The 17340-nt window shown below is 64.6% G+C and carries 13 protein-coding genes and 2 pseudogenes; 9 read left to right on the top strand and 6 right to left on the bottom strand.

What is annotated here, in order from left to right; all coding sequences use genetic code 11:
* The first annotated feature begins 687 nt into the window (after positions 1-687).
* Together NA2_RS20840 and NA2_RS20835 are read left to right on the top strand one after the other, a co-directional pair.
* Complete coding sequence (locus NA2_RS20840) at positions 688-1827, top strand: glycosyltransferase (RefSeq protein WP_008599251.1); 1140 nt, start codon at positions 688-690, stop codon at positions 1825-1827.
* A gap of 118 nt (positions 1828-1945) precedes the next feature.
* Entirely contained in the window at positions 1946-2299 is a 354-nt protein-coding gene (locus tag NA2_RS20835) for a septal ring lytic transglycosylase RlpA family protein (protein ID WP_040678906.1), read from the top strand.
* Positions 2300-2314: 15 nt separating this feature from the next.
* Here NA2_RS20835 and NA2_RS20830 read toward each other — a convergent pair whose 3' ends face one another.
* The 5 genes from NA2_RS20830 to NA2_RS20810 all read right to left on the bottom strand — a co-directional run bounded on the left by NA2_RS20830 (position 2315) and on the right by NA2_RS20810 (position 7324).
* Positions 2315-3601, bottom strand: coding sequence for a TRAP transporter large permease (locus tag NA2_RS20830; protein ID WP_008599249.1), 1287 nt, complete (start codon positions 3599-3601; stop codon positions 2315-2317).
* On the bottom strand, positions 3598-4125 hold the full coding sequence (locus NA2_RS20825; RefSeq protein WP_008599248.1) for a TRAP transporter small permease: 528 nt from the start codon (positions 4123-4125) through the stop codon (positions 3598-3600). The genes NA2_RS20830 and NA2_RS20825 overlap by 4 nt, the downstream gene beginning before the upstream one ends.
* A gap of 9 nt (positions 4126-4134) precedes the next feature.
* Entirely contained in the window at positions 4135-5130 is a 996-nt protein-coding gene (locus NA2_RS20820) for a TRAP transporter substrate-binding protein (RefSeq protein WP_040678905.1), read from the bottom strand.
* A gap of 65 nt (positions 5131-5195) precedes the next feature.
* On the bottom strand, positions 5196-6140 hold the full coding sequence (locus tag NA2_RS20815; RefSeq protein ID WP_008599245.1) for a beta/alpha barrel domain-containing protein: 945 nt from the start codon (positions 6138-6140) through the stop codon (positions 5196-5198).
* Complete coding sequence (locus NA2_RS20810; RefSeq protein WP_040678909.1) at positions 6137-7324, bottom strand: CaiB/BaiF CoA transferase family protein; 1188 nt, start codon at positions 7322-7324, stop codon at positions 6137-6139. The genes NA2_RS20815 and NA2_RS20810 overlap by 4 nt, the downstream gene beginning before the upstream one ends.
* A 199-nt stretch (positions 7325-7523) precedes the next feature.
* Between NA2_RS20810 and NA2_RS20805 the strand changes: the two genes are divergently transcribed.
* Positions 7524-8483, top strand: a complete 960-nt coding sequence (locus NA2_RS20805) for a LysR family transcriptional regulator (protein ID WP_008599243.1) — start codon at positions 7524-7526, stop codon at positions 8481-8483.
* Positions 8484-8495: 12 nt separating this feature from the next.
* On the opposite strand, the gene NA2_RS20800 is transcribed toward NA2_RS20805, so the two are convergent.
* Positions 8496-9851 (bottom strand): putative bifunctional diguanylate cyclase/phosphodiesterase, encoded by a 1356-nt coding sequence (locus NA2_RS20800; RefSeq protein ID WP_008599242.1) that lies wholly within the window; start codon positions 9849-9851, stop codon positions 8496-8498.
* A gap of 207 nt (positions 9852-10058) precedes the next feature.
* On the opposite strand from NA2_RS20800, the gene gshB reads away from it, so the two are divergent.
* The 6 genes and pseudogenes from gshB to NA2_RS22235 all read left to right on the top strand — a co-directional run.
* Positions 10059-11003 (top strand): glutathione synthase, encoded by a 945-nt coding sequence (gshB, locus tag NA2_RS20795; RefSeq protein ID WP_008599241.1) that lies wholly within the window; start codon positions 10059-10061, stop codon positions 11001-11003.
* A gap of 256 nt (positions 11004-11259) precedes the next feature.
* A pseudogene (locus NA2_RS20790) lies at positions 11260-11907 on the top strand (magnesium chelatase domain-containing protein); the annotation flags it as partial.
* Between the two features lie 48 nt (positions 11908-11955).
* The gene (locus NA2_RS20785; protein WP_008599238.1) at positions 11956-12171 is read left to right on the top strand and encodes a hypothetical protein; all 216 of its coding nucleotides are present in this window, start codon (positions 11956-11958) and stop codon (positions 12169-12171) included.
* 67 nt (positions 12172-12238) lie between these two features.
* Positions 12239-12604, top strand: a complete 366-nt coding sequence (locus tag NA2_RS20780) for a helix-turn-helix domain-containing protein (protein ID WP_008599237.1) — start codon at positions 12239-12241, stop codon at positions 12602-12604.
* A 945-nt stretch (positions 12605-13549) separates the two neighbouring features.
* Positions 13550-17050, top strand: coding sequence for a hypothetical protein (locus tag NA2_RS20770; RefSeq protein WP_244423692.1), 3501 nt, complete (start codon positions 13550-13552; stop codon positions 17048-17050).
* A 79-nt stretch (positions 17051-17129) separates the two neighbouring features.
* Positions 17130-17340: pseudogene (locus NA2_RS22235) on the top strand (hypothetical protein); the annotation flags it as partial.

Genomic DNA, 17340 nt, shown 5'->3' with positions numbered 1-17340 from the left:
AGGTCGGCGGCCGGATCGTTACCCCCGGTTGCGGAGAAGCCGCGAAGGCGGTGGTGTTTCACAGGCCGGGAAACCGGACCTCTCGGGCATCATCGGCCGAGTGATCGACCGACGGATGGGACAGCGGCCGGACAGGCGGCGAAAGGGTCGCATACAGTTCCACAGATTGGCGACGCTTTCGCCGCCCGTCTTCCCGAACCCATCTTCATGCCCCGGCGGACCGCCGCGCGGGAACGGAGGAGTGCACACATGGAAAGCCGACATAGCCGCATCTACACCCCCGTCATCCCGGAAGCCGCAGGCTATCCGGGACCCATTGGAAGAACGCACAGGGCGCGGCCCGGACCTCGGTCCCGCACCGGCGCTCGCGCCGTCTGCGACACCCGGCCCCGCTCCTCAATGGGTCCCGGGTCAAGCCCGGGATGACGAGGGTGGAGAGGTCCGCATCCGGCGTGCTCCGAGATTGCAAGACCAGCACAAACGCCGGCGCTCCCTTCTCCCCGCAGGCGGGGAGAAGGGCGCCATTATCCACCTGGAATGGGTTCTCAAACCCGGCCCAAGGCGGCTAAGGGTGAAAGGAAATCAGGAAACGCGTCGATGCGAAACGCGCGCAGCGCCCCTCAGCCATGCTTTGGGCAAAGTTCTATCATCACTGGAACCCGGGGTACCCGGTACGATTCTCATGCCATGAAGATTCTGACACTCTCCACCTCGGGCGAACGCTGCGGCATCGCCGCCTACAATACCGAACTCGCCGAAGCGATGCGCAGCGACGGACTGACCGTGGACATCCACCCGATCGATTCGACGGCGGTCCGCACATTGCCGGAGCGGGAGCTTTCAGCTTATTTCAAGCCCTTCCTGGCGCGGCTCGAGGCCTATGACGCGCTGATCATCCAGCACGAATACGGCCTGTTCGGCGCGCAGCATTCGCTGGTCGCGGCGCAGAGGGTGTTCGCCCGGGTGCTGGCTGCCGTCGCAGCCTCCGGCAAGCCGACGGTGGTCGTGTTTCATGCAGAGCCGCGCACCTCGACACGCCTCCTCTCCAGGAAGCGCATGTACTGGGAGCGGACGCGCCGTCTCATCAACGCCAACCCCCAGATCTCCATCCTGGTGCATGGCGACGAGGCGCTGGCGCAATATGTCGATGCCGGGCTGAAGCGCGCCTCCCTCTGGACGACGCGGCATCCGCTGCAGACCATCCGCCCCGTTGCCCCGGCCAGGAGCAACGGCACGGTCACGCTGACGATTTTCGGCTTTGTCGCCACGTACAAGGGCTACGACGAGGCGGTCGCGGCCCTCGCCCTGCTGCCGGAACGGTTCCGGCTGCTGGTCGCCGGCGGCGCGCATCCCGGCAATGTCGGCGACGACACGCTGGCGCGCCTGATGGCGGCGAACGACCCGCGTATCGAGGTCACCGGCTGGATCGACGAGCAGGATGTCGGCGCGGTGATGGCGCGCACCGACATCGTTCTGGCGCCCTACCACCCGGATGGTCCGCCCGGCTCCGGCGCCATCACCTGGGCCATCCGCCATGGCCGCCCGGTGATCGCCTCCGAGACCATCAGCTTCCGCGAGATCCAGCGGGAGGCAGGGTGCTTCGCCATGGTCGCGCCACTCGATCCGCAGGCCTTGGCCGACGCGATCCTGAAGCTCGCGGACGACGAGGCCGAGAAGGCCCGGCTGGTCGAAGCCGGCTTCGCCTATGCGCGAAGCCACAGCTGGGAGGGACTGGCCAGGCGCGTGGTGGACAGGCTCGGCGGCGCCGGTGTCGGGGAGCCACGGGAGGGCGTCAGCCCGCGCATCGATGAGGAAGTGTCGGGATAATCTTGCAATCCTGTCATCTTTGTTGATGGCCGCCGCCGGCCGTTTCCGGAACCCTGCCGTTTCATCGCCGCATTTGCCGCCCAAGCGCCGTGGCTGACACGGAACCGGGGATGTTTCCATGCGACAGCGCATTCTTCACGGGCGGAGGATTCTGCCGGCGGCGGCTCTCATGCTCGCCTTTTCGGCTCCGGCCCATGCCCAGTGCGGCAGCGCCTCCTGGTATGCGCTGACCTCCAAGACGGCCTCGGGCGAGCGGATGAACCCGGCGGCGATGACCGCCGCCCATCGCTCGCTGCCCTTCGGCACCAAGCTGCGGGTCGTCAACAAGCGGAACGGCCGCAGCGTCGTCGTCCGCATCAACGATCGCGGCCCCTTCGTCCGCGGCCGCATCGTCGACCTGTCGAAGGCCGCCGCCGCCGAGCTGGGCTTCATCCGCGCCGGCCACACCAAGGTGTGCATCGAGGCGCGCTGAGCCGCCGGGTCCGGATCACCGCCCAAAGCCGGCGGTGGTCGGCAGCCACAGCGAAAGCTGCGGGAAGACCCACATGATGATCAGGCCGACGATCAGCAGCAGCACGTAGGGAAACGCCCCGCGCATGATCTCCGACAGCGGCGCCCCGGTGATGCCCTTGAGGATGAACAGGTTCATGCCGACCGGCGGCGTGATCAATGCCAGCTCGAGATTGATCATCAGCATCACCCCGTACCAGATCGGATTGATGCCCAGCGCGTGCATCGCCGGCAGGATGATCGGCGTGGTGATGAGAATGATGGCGATCGTCTCGAGGAACATGCCGAGGATGAAGATGGCGATCATCACCACCAGCATGAAGCCGGTCTGCGACAGGCCGAGCGCCGTGACGGCCTCCATGATCTCGGCCGGCAGGCGGATGATCGTGATGGCGTGGCCGAACAGGGCGGCGGCGGCGATGATCATGAACAGCATCGCCGTGGTGCGCATGGTCTGCCAGGTGCAGTCCCACAGGTCCAGCAGCGACACGTTGCGGTAGACGAGCAGCGCCACCGCCAGCGCGTAGACCGCGCCGACCGCGGCCGCCTCGGCGGCGGTGAAGATGCCGAAATAGATGCCGCCGAGGATGACCGGTGGCATCGCCACGGCCCAGAAGGAGTTGGCGAAGGCGCGGATCACCGCCCGGGCGCCGGGCCAGTTCTGCTTCTCGGTCTCGCCATGGGCGTTGGCCTGGTACCAGCTGAACACGGCGAAAATCACCGCCATCAGCAATCCGGGGATCAGGCCGGCCAGGAACAGCGCGCCGATGGAGGCGTCGGTGACGATGGCGTAGAGGATCATCGGCCCCGATGGGGGAATGAGGATGCCCAGAGTGCCGCCGGCGGCGATGATGCCGTAGGTGTCGCGCGAGCGGTAGCCGAAGCGCTGCATCTGCGGGATCGCGGTGGAGCCGATGGTCAGCGCCGTCGCGACGGACGAGCCGGATATGGTCGAGAAGATGGTACAGGAGAGGATGGTGGCGAAGCCCAGCCCGCCCTTCACATGGCCGACCAGCTTGTTGGCCATGTCGTAGAGATCGTCGACGACCTTCGCCTTGATCATGATGTGCGCCATGAAGGCGAACATCGGGATCGTCGCCAGAAGCGGGTTGTTGAGGCTGGCGAACACCGTGTCCGCCATGGAATCGGTCTTCCCCTCGAACAAATAGAGCACGGCGAGCGAGGACAGGCCGAGCGCGGCGAAGATCGGCATGCCCGTCAAAAGCAGGACGATCAGCGCGGCCAGGATCAGCAGGATGGTCATGGACGTTCCCGAAGATGACGGAGAAGGGCGCCGAGCGCCGCCAGGATCAGAAGCCCCGCGCCGATCACCATGGTCGACTGCGGAATCCAGAGCGGCACCTCGAGATAGCCCGTCGAATAGGCCTCGAACTGCCGGGAGAACGTCACGGTGTGCCAGGCGGCTTTCAGCAGAAGGCCGGTGAAGACGAGGATGGCGATCTGCGACCACAGTTCGAGCCACCAGCGGCCGCGCGGCCCGGCCCTGTCGAACAGGATGTCGATGCGGATGTGGTCGCCGCGCCGCAGCGCCTCCGCCGCGCCGAACATGACGACGGCGACGACAAGGAAACCGGAGGCTTCGTCGACGCCGAGAAGCGGCCGCCCCAGCACATAGCGGTTGAACACGCCGAGCGTGGTGATGCAGAGCACCACCAGCAGCAGCAGCGCGCTCAGGCCACCGCCGAGGCGCGTGACCACGGCGATCGCCATATCCAATCCCGAGGAGGCGCGGGGCGCCTCCTCATGCTCCGTCCTGTCGAGGTTCATCGAGACGCCTTACTGGATCTTCTCGATGAGCTCGAGCAGCTTCTTGCCGTCCTCGCCCGTCTCCTCGGCGAAGCCCTCGTTGAAGGCCGGCTGCATGGCCGCCTTGAAGGCTTCGTTCTCGGCGTCGGTGGCGATGTGAACCTTGACGCCCTTCTCCTCAAGCTGCTTCGGCGCATCGGCGGAAGCGGCCTGCGAGGCCTCGATCGCCCAGCCGGACGCCGCCTCGCCGGCCTGCTTCAGCGCCGCCTTCGACTTGTCGCTCAGCCCCTCGTACCAGGACGGGGTGACGTAGCCGTGCAGATATGCCGCGAGGACCGGCACGACGGTGAAATGGTCCTGCACCTCGTAGTATTTGCGCGAATAGGCGGCTGCCACGTCGGTGATGGCCGCGTCGATCACGCCCGTCGCCAGCGCCTGATAGACCTCGCTTCCAGGCATCGAGGCAGTCGACGCTCCCATGGCGATCAGGCTTCGGTCGAAGGCCGGGCCGAGGCCGCGCATCTTGATGTTCTGGAAGTCCTCCGGCTTCAGCAGCGCCCTGCCCTTCGAGGTGAAGACGCTGACATTGGTCTGGAACATCCAGGCGATGTTTTTGACGCCCTTGTCGGCAAGTTTTTCCTCGAGGAACGCGGCGGCCTCGGAAGTTGGCCACTTCTTCCAGGCCTCGATGGAGGACATGGTGTAGGGGCCGACCGTGACGTTCATCAGCGGCAGCGTCTTGCCCCACTGGAAGTTCAGCGAGAAGGCGCATTCGATGTCGCCCTTGGCGACCGCCAGAATGTTGTCATTCGCCTTGACCAGGCTGTCGGCGCCAAACACCTGGACGTCAAGCTCACCCTCCGACAGCTTTTCCACCTCGGCGGCCCAGCGATCGACCACCTTGGCGATGTGGTGGGCCGGCGGCAGCTGATGGCTGCAGCGCATGGCGGTGGCCGCCTCGGCAATGGTCGTCGAGGCCGCCGACATGGCCAGAACGGCAAGCATTCCACTCAGTGTCTTTCCCATGGTTTCCTCCCTGGAATTGCTGGGCTTTCTCAATCTCTTCCCTGAACGCGTTCTCTCTCGCCTGCTCAGGCGCGCCACGCGACCGCGGCGGGCGGACCCGCGCGGGCGATGGAGCCGTAAAACTGTTCGTCCGGCATCGCGCGCTCGGCAACGGACCGCGCGCTCGCCAGCGCGCCGAGGTCGATGCCGGTGGCGAAACCCTTGGTCTCGCAGAGAAACACCAGATCCTCGAAGACCACATTTCCCGTCGCGCCCGGCGCGAAGGGGCAGCCGCCGAGGCCACCGAGCGAACCGTCGAGAACGCGGCAGCCCGCATCAAGCGCAGCGGCTGCATTGGCGATGCCCATGCCGCGCGTGTCGTGCAGGTGGACGATGAACGGGCGGGCGCCGCACAGCGCGGCCATCGACGCCGAAAGCGCCGCGACCTGCCGCGGCCCGGCGAAACCCACCGTGTCGGCGATGCCGACGATGTCCGCGCCAGCGGCAAGGCAGGCCTCGGTCAGCCGCAGCACCTCGGCGGGGTCCACCGCGCCGGCGAGCGAACAGCCGAACGCCATGGAGATGCCGACATTGACGATCGCGCCGTGGCCCTTCGCGTCACGCATCCGGACGATCTCGCCGACGAGTTCTACGGCTTCCCGGCGCGAACGGCGCATGTTCGCCTGGCTGTGTTCCTCGGTGGCCGAGACGACGCAGACGATCTCGCCAAGCCCGGTCTCGAGCGCATCGACGGCGCCGCGCTCGTTGAGCGCCAGCGCCGCCGCATGGGCACCCCCGAGCGCATTCACGGCCGCAATCACGTCGCGGACATCGGCGAATTGCGGCATGCGGCTGGCCGGCAGGAACGAGCCGACCTCGAAATGACGCACGCCAGCGGCATGCTCGCGCGCCAGCCAGTCCCGCTTGGCCTCGGTGGAGGGAAACGCCTTGACGAGCTGCAGCCCGTCGCGCAGGCCGACCTCGCGCAGCGAGACGCGGTCGGCGGGATAGATCTCCGACAGGACGGTCATGCCGCCTCCGCACGCAGCGGGCCGCGCGCAGCGGCGATCTCCTCGTCGTCGAGGCCAAGGCCCTTCAGCACCGCCTCCGTGTCCTGGCCGACCGCCGCCAGATCGCCGCCGCCCGACAGCATCACGCCATCGACCTCGAAAGGCAGCGACGGCGCGCGGAAGGACCGCCCGTCGGGCATGGCCGAGGCCGCCAGTCCGCCCGGCCGCATCACATGCGGGTCGTCATACATGTCCGCCGGCTGGGCAATGGGCGCATAGGGAATGCCGACCCGCTCGAAGGCCTCGAGCAGGGGCCCGGCCTCGCGCCCGGCGATGGCCTCGGCGAAGATCGGTACCGTCCAGCTTCGGGCGTCGATCTGGTCCATGCGCTTCTGCAGCCGCTCGTCGGACAGAAGCACGTCCAGCTCCAGCAGCTTGCACAGGGAGGCCCATTGTCCCTCGGTGACCGCGCCGACGAAGATCTGCCGCCTGTCGGCAGTCTCGAAGATGTCGTAGACGGGCCAGGAGAAGGTGCGCTCGGGCATCGGCGGGGGGCTGGTCCCCTCCAGCTCGAACTGGACCATGTGCTGGGCGACCAGAAGCAGGCAGTTCTCGAACAGGCCGACGCGCAGGCTGCGGCCCTTTCCGGTCTCCTTGCGCTCCATCAGCGCGGCCAGCACCGAGAACGCGCCGAACAGCCCGCCCATGATATCATTAGCCGACGAACCGACGCGCAGCGGGCGGCCGGTCGGTCCCGTCATGTAGGCAAGGCCGGTCATCATCTGCACCACTTCGTCAAGCGCCGTGCGGTCCTGATACGGACCATGCAGGAAGCCCTTGTGGGAGGCGATGATGAGGCGCGGAAAGCGGGCCTGAAGGTCTTCGGGATCGGCATCCATCTTCGCCAGCGAGGCGTCGCGGAAGTTTTCGACGAAAACATCGGCCGTCGCCAGGAGACGGTTCAGGGCGTCCCGCCCCTCGCCGGTCTTCAGGTCCAGCTGAACGGATTTCTTGCCGCGGTTGAACAGCGGAAAGAACGGGCTGCCCATGCCGGTCAGATGGCGCGTCTTGTCGCCCTCCGGCGGCTCGACCTTGATCACCTCAGCGCCCAGGAAACCGAGGAAAAGCCCGCAGGACGGCCCCATGATCATGTGGCTCATCTCGACGACGCGCACACCGTCCAGGGGTCTGAATGCATGATCCATATCGGTTCGTTCGCCGGTCTTGCCGGAACAGGTCGCCGCCTCCGGAGGGCGTTCCCCATCCCATGTTTCTGGTTCGCGCATCGGTGCCGACGTCAGTGATTTTTCTTCGTCCGCACCATGCTTTCGTGCGAGACTAGCGTTGCGTTTGATGCCTTGAAATTATAATGTTTCTAACGTTGCTTTCTAAATTACAGAAACCATGGACACCCGACAGCTTCGTTACTTCGCCGCGATCTACGAACAGGGAACCCTGTCGAACGCCGCCGAACATTGCCGCGTCGCGGTCTCCGCGCTCAGCCATCACCTGGCCAATCTGGAGCAGGAGCTTTCGGCGAAACTTTTCGTGCGCAAACCGCGCGGCATGCAGCCGACGGCGGCCGGCGAGCGGCTCTACACACACGCCAAGTCGATCCTGAAGGCCATGTCCGCGGCCGAGAAGGACATCAGGGCCGCAGACGAGGAGATTGCCGGCGACGTCTCGGTCGGCATGGCCTATTCGGCGGTGAAGGCGATCGGCGTCGACCTGGTGCGCCGCATCATGTCGGATCTTCCCAAGGTGCGCCTCTCCCTGTCGGAAAGCCTGTCGGGCTCCACCCTGATGCACCTGATGTCGTCCGAGGTCGACATCGCGCTCGTCTACAATCCGCCCGCCGACCCGCGGCTGCGCGTGCAGGCGGTTCTGGAAGAGGAGATGCTGCTGGTCGGTACGCCGGCCATGATCGGCGACACGCAGGAGCCGGTCCGCTTCTCCGAGATCCTGGACATGCCGCTGATCCTGCTCCGCCAGGGCGTTTCTGCGCGGGCGCTGCTGGACGACATCTCGCTGCTGCGCAAGCTGGAAAGCCGCGCCAAGCTGCAGATGAACTCGGTGCAGGCCATCGGCGCCTCGCTCGCCGCGGGGCTGGGCTGCGCCATCGGCACGAAGCTTTTCATGTATGAGCAGTTGGAAAGCGGGTTGCTGCATTCGCGGCCGATCATCGAACCGACGCTGTCGCGAACGCTCTATCTCTGCGAGATGGCCGACCAGCCGACGACATTCGCCCAGGAAGCGGTGCGCGCGCTGATGCTGGAACTGGCGGCGGCGACGGTCACGTCGGGCATCTGGGATGCGACGCTGCTGCTGCCGGACGCCCCGCAGTCCCGACAAGCGATGGCGTGAGCCGCTTCGGCCTCAGCCGACGACCTTGCGCAGGGGCGGGCGCGCCGCGCTGTCACGCAGATAGCCGAGCGTCGCGTCGGCATCGCAGGGCCGGCCGAACAGGAAGCCCTGGCCGCCGCCGCAGCCGAACTGCACCAGCCGGTCCGCCTGCGCTTCCGCCTCGATGCCCTCGGCCACCACATCCATGCCGAGGCCCTCGCACATGGCGAGAATAGCGCGGATGATGTGCTCGGAGGGGCGGTCGTCGAGGATCGACGAGACGAAGGCGCGGTCGATCTTCAGCTTGTCGAACTGGAACTCGCGCAGACGCCCGAGGCTCGACTGACCCGTGCCGAAATCGTCGAGCGACACGCGGATGCCGACGCGGCGCAAATCCTCGACGATGCGCTGCGCGGAAGCCGGATCGTTCATCAGGCCGGTTTCGGTGATCTCGATCTCCAGCCGGCGCGGGTCGAAGCCCGTGCGCTCGAGGATCGACAGGATCTGCAGGCCGGTGTTGTGATCGACGAGCTGCGACGGCGACAGGTTGAACGACAGGAACAGGTTCGACGGCCAGCCGCGCGCCGCCTCGGTCGCCTTGCGCAGCACGAGCTGCGACAGCGGCCCGATGATGCCGCGCTCCTCGGCGATGGGAATGAAGACGCCCGGCGAGACGGGACCCAGGTCGCGGTCCGTCCAGCGTGCCAGCGTCTCAAAACCGACGGTGCGGCGGGTCTCCAGATCGACGATGGGCTGGAAATGCGGCTCCACGTCGCCGGCCGCGACGGCGCGGCGCAGGGCCTGCTCGATATGCGTCACCCGCTTGGCCGCGTCTTCCATCTCGCGCGTGTAGACGACAACCGCGCCGCGGCCGGAACGCTTGGCCTGATACAGCGCCGTCTCGGCCTTGTTGAGGAGAACCTCGCTGGTCTCGTCCTCGGAATAGTAAAGCGAGCAGCCGGCGGAGGCCGACAGGCGCGCCGTGCGATGGCCGACATCATAGGGCGCGGACAGGATCTCGATCAGCAGGCGCGTGCGCTCGCGCGCCGCTTCCTCGCTGAACACCATGGGATAGAGGAATGCGAACTCGTCGGCGCCGATGCGGGTGACCGTGGAGTTCTCGTCCATCGCCGCGCGCAGCCGCAGCGCCACCTGCTGCAGGATCTCGTCGCCGGCGGCGCGGCCGAACAGGTCGTTGATGGGCTTGAAACCGTCAAGATCGAGCACACCGATGGCGAAGGGCGCCGGATCCTCGGCACGCTCGTCGATCAGCCGGTCGATCTTGTCGAAGAAGCGGCGCATATTGCCGAGGCCGGTCAATGCGTCCGTGAAGGCATAGTCGGCCTGATCTGCCGCTGTCGTCCGAACATATGCAGGCGCCGGCTGCATCGGGTATCTGCTCCACTCGCGGATTCACTGCTCCGGGGCGGACCATGAACCCAAAATGTTTAAGAATAGTATCCAATGTAACACTATTGTGAACCGGCTGACGGTCCTCGCGGTCCATTGCGGACGGAGCCGCCGCCGGCGGCTTGACACGAGCCGGCGCGCGCCGTCATCTGCGCTTCCCCGAAGACCCTCCCGGAGTGCCGATCCATGCCGCTGAATGTCGCCGTCCAGATGGACCATATCTCGACCGTTTCGATTGCCGGCGACACCAGCTTCGCGCTGTCGCTGGAGGCGCAGCGGCGCGGCCATGCCCTGTGGCACTACACACCCGACCGGCTGTCCATGGCCGGAGGCCGGGCGATCGCCCGGGCCGAGAAGCTGACGGTGCGCGACGAGCAGGGCGATCACTTCACGCTCGGCGCCCCCGAACGGCTCGATCTTTCCAGCATGGACGTGGTGCTGCTGCGGCAGGACCCGCCCTTCGACATGAACTACATCACCACGACGCATATTCTCGAGCGCATCCACCCGAAGACGCTGGTGGTCAACGACCCGGCATGGGTGCGCAACAGCCCGGAGAAGATCTTCGTCACCGAATTCGCCGACCTGATGCCCGAGACGCTGATCACCCGCGACCCGCGCGAGGTGGACGACTTCCGCGCCAAGCATGGCGACATCATCGTCAAGCCGCTCTACGGCAATGGCGGCGCCGGCATCTTCCACCTGCGCGAGGGCGACCGCAACCTGGCCTCGCTGCTGGAGATGTTCATGCAGGCCTTCCGCGAGCCGTTCATCGTCCAGCGCTATCTGAAGGAGGTGCGGGCCGGCGACAAGCGCATCATCCTGATCGAGGGCGAGCCCGTCGGCGCCATCAACCGCGTGCCGGCAGAGCACGATTCCCGCTCCAACATGCATGTGGGCGGCCGCGCCGAGCCTTCCGAGCTGACCGAGCGGGAACGCGAGATCTGCGCCCGCATCGGCCCTTCCCTGCGCGAGCGGGGCTTCGTTCTCGTCGGCATCGACGTGATCGGCGACTTCATGACGGAGATCAACGTCACCTCGCCGACCGGCCTGCGCGAGGTCAAGCGCTTCGGCGGCGCCGACATTGCCGCGCTGTTCTGGGATGCCGTCGAGGCGCGCCGCGCCGCCTGAGCGCCGGACGCCCCGCTCCCGGAGGCTTTCCCCACGAAAACGACCCCTGCGCCCGGCCCGATTGTGGCCGGGCGCCTTCGTTTGTTCCGGCAGTGCAACCCGATGCAACCCATGCGGGCGCGTTAACTACGCATGTTCTCTAAATGTTCTTGATTCGATCGATCAAACATGCTTCATTCCGGTTGCATTGAGTTATCGTTTTCCTGCCAGGAGTGCAACGGGCAGGGGAGCGGGGCGCGGCATCCGGGGGGATGGCATGGTTTCGCATGTGAGCACGATCGCGTTTCAGGGGGTCGAGGCGGTTCCGATCGACGTGCAGGTGATGGTGGCGCCCGGCAAGATGGGCATGCAGATCGTCGGGCTCGGCGACAAGGCGGTGGCCGAGAGCCGGGAGCGGGTGCAGGCGGCGCTGCATGCCTCGGGCCTCTCCATGCCGCCGAAGAAGGTCACCGTCAATCTGGCTCCTGCCGACCTGCCCAAGGAGGGCAGCCATTACGACCTGCCGATCGCGCTCGGGCTGATGGCGGCGCTGGGCGCCGTGCCGGGTGACGCGCTGGCGAGCTACGTGGTGCTCGGCGAGTTGTCGCTCGACGGCACGATCGCCGCCGTCAACGGCGTGCTGCCGGCGGCCATCGGCGCGAACGCGGCGGGCAAGGGGCTGATCTGCCCGCATGCCTGCGGCGCCGAGGCGGCCTGGGCCAGTGCCGAGCTCGACATTCTCGCGCCGCGCAGCCTGATCGCGCTCGCCAACCATTTCCGCGGCACGCAGGTGATGAGCCGGCCCGAGCCGGCGCTCGGCCCGCCGCCCGGGCAATGGCCGGACCTGGCGGACATCAAGGGACAGGAGAGCGCCAAGCGGGCGCTGGAGGTGGCCGCCGCGGGCGGGCACAACCTGCTCATAGTGTAAACAAAAGACCTTGCCAGTTTTCATTCAAAGAAGGAGACCAGACGAATGTCCAATCGCATCACCTGCCCCATCACCACCTCAGACCTCAAGGACCCTATGACGGCTATCCGCTTTGCGGTGGACTACATGCAGCCTGAAGAGTCTCATTACTTCCTCAAGGAGTTGCTGGCGGGAGAGGACCTCTCCTCATGGATTGAGGCCTGGGAGTATGACCAGGAGGAAGCACGGCGCATGACGGACCCGAACTGGACGCCCTCCTGATGCCGTCACCGGTCGGAGAGGTCCCCTCCTCTCCCTCCCATCCATCATGAGAGACAAGCGAGTGTCTATGTCCAGTGACAGGTTGATACGTGCGTACCTCGAAGCCAACAGAAGGATGATGGCCGAGAGCAAAGACATGACGTTGGCCACCACAGTCACCTTCCTCGGTGCAGCCGTATGGAGTGACCACGAGGACCTTGAGGGTGAACCCCTGACCCTGGAGGACCTAGCGGTCAAGGTAGGCATGACGCCGACCACCATAAGCCAGCACCTTAGGTATCTTGGCGGCGGCTACCGCTTGGGGAGACCGGGACTAGGCTTGGTGCTGACAGACGCCAACCCCGACAATCGCCGCAAGAAGACATTCGGCCTGACACCCAAGGGCCGGGGCCTCGCGGCGCAACTTGCGTTGATCCTCAGGAGGGCGACATAAGGGAGGGCCTTCGGCCTTCTCTCCCCATCTGCACATTAATTGGGTCGTACTTGAAAAGGAGCATAGCATGGCCAATGATTGGTTCGTTTATTTTCAATGAGTTAGACGATGTGTCACTTTTTGAAAAGAAAGCTATCGCCGAAGAGACACAGGTATATGCACTATAAGAAGATTAGACGGAGCCATCGCGGTAAAAACCTGCACCCCGCAACGCGGAGCTGGCTTTGGAAGTCGCGACGAGCGGAGATTGACCTGGAGAAGCGTCTCAGGGCGGATATTCAACTGGCTAGAGAGGCCAACCTCTGCGTCACACTCGTTATGCCTCGTGGTGGATATTCCGGCCCCTACGGTACGATCCCGCCAACAGACGGACATATCTGTAGGGAACCTGCCTCTCGACGCGGCTACTGTGTCCGACACTTCATCACGCATTATCTCTATCTCCCCGACAGAATGCACGGGAGAACTGGACGGGGGGTAACAGGGAGGCCGTTCAAGGCGGCGCAGTTCCCGTGTGGACGATTGAGCGAGGTGCAAGAAGACCTCATGCACGACCTTGAGCGCCTGCCTTTAGAGACGCCTTTGGAGGAATGCTTAGCCCGTCTCAACACAGCAGACCCCAGCAATCCGCTCCAGGCGGTCCCGACCCGAAAATAATTTGCTTATACTTGAGAAGAAAAGCGCCATGCAGGCGGGTGGCGAATTAGGCAGGTTCTTGAAGTAGAAGGTGCTGCCGCCGCAATAGGCTCCCACTTTTAAAGAGCATCCAGCCCGCCCTTGCTTCTCCGGCCACCTATCAGCGGCCACTTTGCGAAAACCCCATGGGCGAGAGATAGGATCAGTATCTCTTTCCAATCGCCATCAACATCCATCCCCATCAGCCCGCCCCTCCTCCTCGTGTCTTTCCACCGGGAGGAAGCGGGCTTTTTGTCATCCATGAAGGGAATGAACATGGAAGAACTATCACCCCAAGCCCGCCAAGCCCTCCAGGAGATGGAGGCTGAGCTTGCAGCCAAGCGTTCGGCCTCAGACCAGGAGGTGCTCGCCAGGGCCGACAAAGAGTTCGGCTCCGATCCCGTAAGCCGGGGCCTCGCGTCGATGGCATCTGGTGTCGTCCAGGCTGGTTTCGAGACCAAGGACTTCCTCTTTGGTGAACCGGCGGAGGGCGAGAAGTCCCAGACCAGACGGGACGTGGAGGCACTGGACCGGGCGCTCGACAATGAGAGCGTCGGCTATGGCCTGACTTCGGGGGTCTCACAGATAGTCGTGGGCCTCATCGGGGCCGGGAAGCTCATGGCTCCGGTGAAGGCCGCACAGAAGCTCAAGACGGCGGGCAAGGCCGGTCGGGCGCTCTATGAGACTGGGAAGGCGTCGGCAGCATCAGCCGTGGTCCTCGACCCCCATGAGGAGCGTCTCAGTGACCTCGTGGAGTCCTTCCCCTCGCTCCAGAACCCGGTGACGGCCTACCTTGCGTCTGACATCGAGGACAGCGCTGCCGAGGGCCGCTTCAAGAATGCCCTGGAGTCCATCGGCGTGGACTTCGCCCTGCTCGGTGCCATCAAGGCGATCAAGCTGCTTCGGGCCGGAAACACAGACGCCGCCTCGAAGGAAATCGCCAAGCTGGAACGCGCCCGACAGGCCAACGTGGATGCATTCGGTCTCGATTTCGGGCCGACGCCTCAAAATGCCCCCTCAGCGACTCATGCAGCGCCGTCACCGTCTGCCGAGGCATCTGCCGAAACGCCGCCCAGTGAGTCCCCCAGGGCCTCTAGTGCCGATGATGGGGCGGAGGCAATCTCCAATCTCACCGCCTCCCCGCCAAAAGCCGAGCCGCCAAGCGCCACTTCCATGATGGAAGTCTCCACGGATGACATCTCGGCAATTCTCAAAGGTACCAGGTCCGATATTGAGGCCGTCTCCAGGTTTGGCTCTCGTGAAGCCGCCGCCGAGGCAGGCCAGATTGCTGCCCGTGGCGCATCCCGCCTTCCCTGGCAGAAGCTCCACACACCTGATGGCCTTCGCGACTTCATGAGCAATGCCGCCGACACCCTGAAGGCCGACATGGACAAGGCCAAGGGAGGAGACATCCTCCGGGACACCCAGGTTGCGGAGAAAGTTCGCCAGATGGCCGACTACTTCGGGGACGATCCGAGCACCATCATGGGGGAACTTGCTGAGTCCGGCCAACATGCCAGCCTCATGACCTCTCGCATGGAAGCCGCCTACCTCATCAGCAACCGGGTCTTTCAGGAGACCTACGAGACCGCCGCAAAGCTCCGCAACGGAATGCTAGACGAGTGGGGCGGAGACACAGCGAAAGCGAACCAGGAACTCAAGGACAGGCTCAGCGTTGCCGTAACGGTCTTCGCTTCCGCGCAGGCAATGAGGTCCGCCGCAGGCCGATCCATGCGAAGGCTCCGGGGGCAATACCGCCTGACCCGAGCCGACCTTGAGGGCATCAACGGCCTGGACGCCGAGCAGTTGGCCGACCTTCTGTATTCCACCAAGGGAGACCCCAAGAAGCTGGCCCAGACAGCCAATCCAACCTTCCTCCGCAGAATGACGAATGAAGCGAATTTCCTCCTCCAGAATAACCTTCTATGGGGATGGCCCACGCACCTCGTGAATCTCACGTCCAACACAATGATGATGGTGGGAAGGCCGACCGAGAAGCTCCTCGGGGGCATCGCTTTAGGACCAAAGTCAGGGGGCGACATACTCCGAAGGCAGGCGATAGAGGAATACTCCGCGACAGCTGCCGCCTTGGGTGATGGATGGACCGCCGCCGTGGAAGCCTTCAAGCGCGGAGACTCCAGGCTCGCCCCTCACAATACAGAGTTCTTTCAGGGAGCCGTCCAGCAACAGGCCCTCCCGTGGAAGCCTGTCACTGGCCTCATGGACATCGTGGAGAATGCCTGGAGGTCTGCCAACTACAGGAATCTCGTGGGCCTCCCTACGCGGAGCCTCGGCGCTGTAGACGAGTTCTTCAAGACGCTCCGCTATCGCGCCTATGTGCAGGGACAAGCAGCCTCCCGCGCTCATAGCCTTGGCCTCACAGGGCGGGACTACCAGCGATACATTCGGGAGGAACTGGAGAAGGCGATAGACCCCGCCAGCGGCAAAGCCCTAGATGGTCGGGCACTTCGCGAGGCACAGGCCACCACGTTCCAGAACGAGCTACTTGCTGGCACCGCAGGCGCGACCATCCAGCAGGCGAGGAACCGGCATCCGATCCTCACTCTCATTCTGCCGTTCGTAAAAACCCCGGTGAACGTCTTGAGGTACGGCTGGAAGATGACCCCCGGCCTCAATCTCCTACAGAAAGAGTTTCGGGAAGCATGGAGAGGAGCACACGGCGAGGAGGCGAAGGCCCACGCTATCGGCCAGATGGCGCTAGGCTCGCTCTTCATGGGGCTTTCCGCCACGTTGGCCCTCAATGGCCGGATGACGGGAAGCGGGCCGAAGGACCCCAGATTGCAAGCCGAACTAAAGGCCACCGGCTGGCAACCGTACTCGTATGTCATCGAGAATGACGACGGCACCAAGACCTATATCAACATGGGCCGTTTCGATCCCATCAGCATGGCCATGGGCTTAATGGCGGACCTTGTGGACCTCGCACGACATGACCCTGAGAATAGCGGCGCAGAGATGGGCATGGGGGCCGTCGCGATGAGCCTCGCCAAATCCTTTACCGACAGGACATTCCTCCAGAACATCAACCAGACCCTGGAAGCCCTCAGCGACCCAGACGGGAAAAGGGCCGAACGGTGGCTTGGGACCATTGCCGGGAACCTCGTCCCGCTCTCCTCAGGTCTTCGCCAAGTGAACCCCGATCCGTACATGAGGGAGGCTCGCAGTCTCGTGGACGGCATCATGAAGAACGTTCCGGGCTTCTCCGAAACGCTGCCCCCGCGCCGCGACTTCATGGGTGAGACCATCTGGAGGCGCACAGGTCTTGTCACGGATAGCGAGGCTGATGAAGTGGAGGCTGAGCATGGCCGCATCATGCTGGAGACCGAGCGCGGCATCGGCAGAGTAGACCCCGACCTTGATGGAACGGACCTCCGGGACATTACTCTTGAGACCGGGCAGAACGCCTATGACCGGTTGCAGGAACTCAGCGGCCATATCCCAGGGCAGAAGCCCCTCAAGGCCCACTTGGCGAAGCTCATCAGGTCCAGCACCTATCAAGACTTGCCGGACGGCGATCCCGGGGTGAAGGGGACAAGGCTCAATGCCCTGGGGCGTCTTGTCGGCCAGTACCGCGCCGCAGCCAAGAAAGCGCTGTTGCGAGAGGCCCCGGAGTTGCGCCTCCTCGTGAAGTCCCGCCAGCGGAAGGTCCATGGAGCTTACCTGAAGAACAAGGGAGCACGCACAGGTGAGGCGTCGGCCAGAGCGCTTCTTGAGGCGCTAGACCCCCAGGGTACACCAAGCGGTCAATAAAACCGGACATCAGCAACAATCATCAGGGGGTTGGCGGGCCGAGGAGCCTTCCACCCCTTTTTCTGTTTTGGAGAGCATCATGTTGAAACAGCCGGACGGCCAGCGCCCCACAGTCGAAACACTCAGGGAGCTTCTGGTTTACGACCCCGAGACAGGAATCCTCACCTGGAAGGTGAGACCGCGCCGCCACTTCAAGACGGATGGCGCATGGAAGGGGTGGAACGCTCGCTACGCAGGGAAGCTAGCGGGCACTCCAAACTCCAGCGTGTCAATCGGCTCGGAATGGGGAC

This window comes from Nitratireductor pacificus pht-3B (assembly GCF_000300335.1).
GTDB lineage: Bacteria > Pseudomonadota > Alphaproteobacteria > Rhizobiales > Rhizobiaceae > Nitratireductor > Nitratireductor pacificus.
The sequence above is the reverse complement of the archived record's forward strand: the minus strand, read 5'-3'. Positions and strand labels throughout refer to the sequence as shown.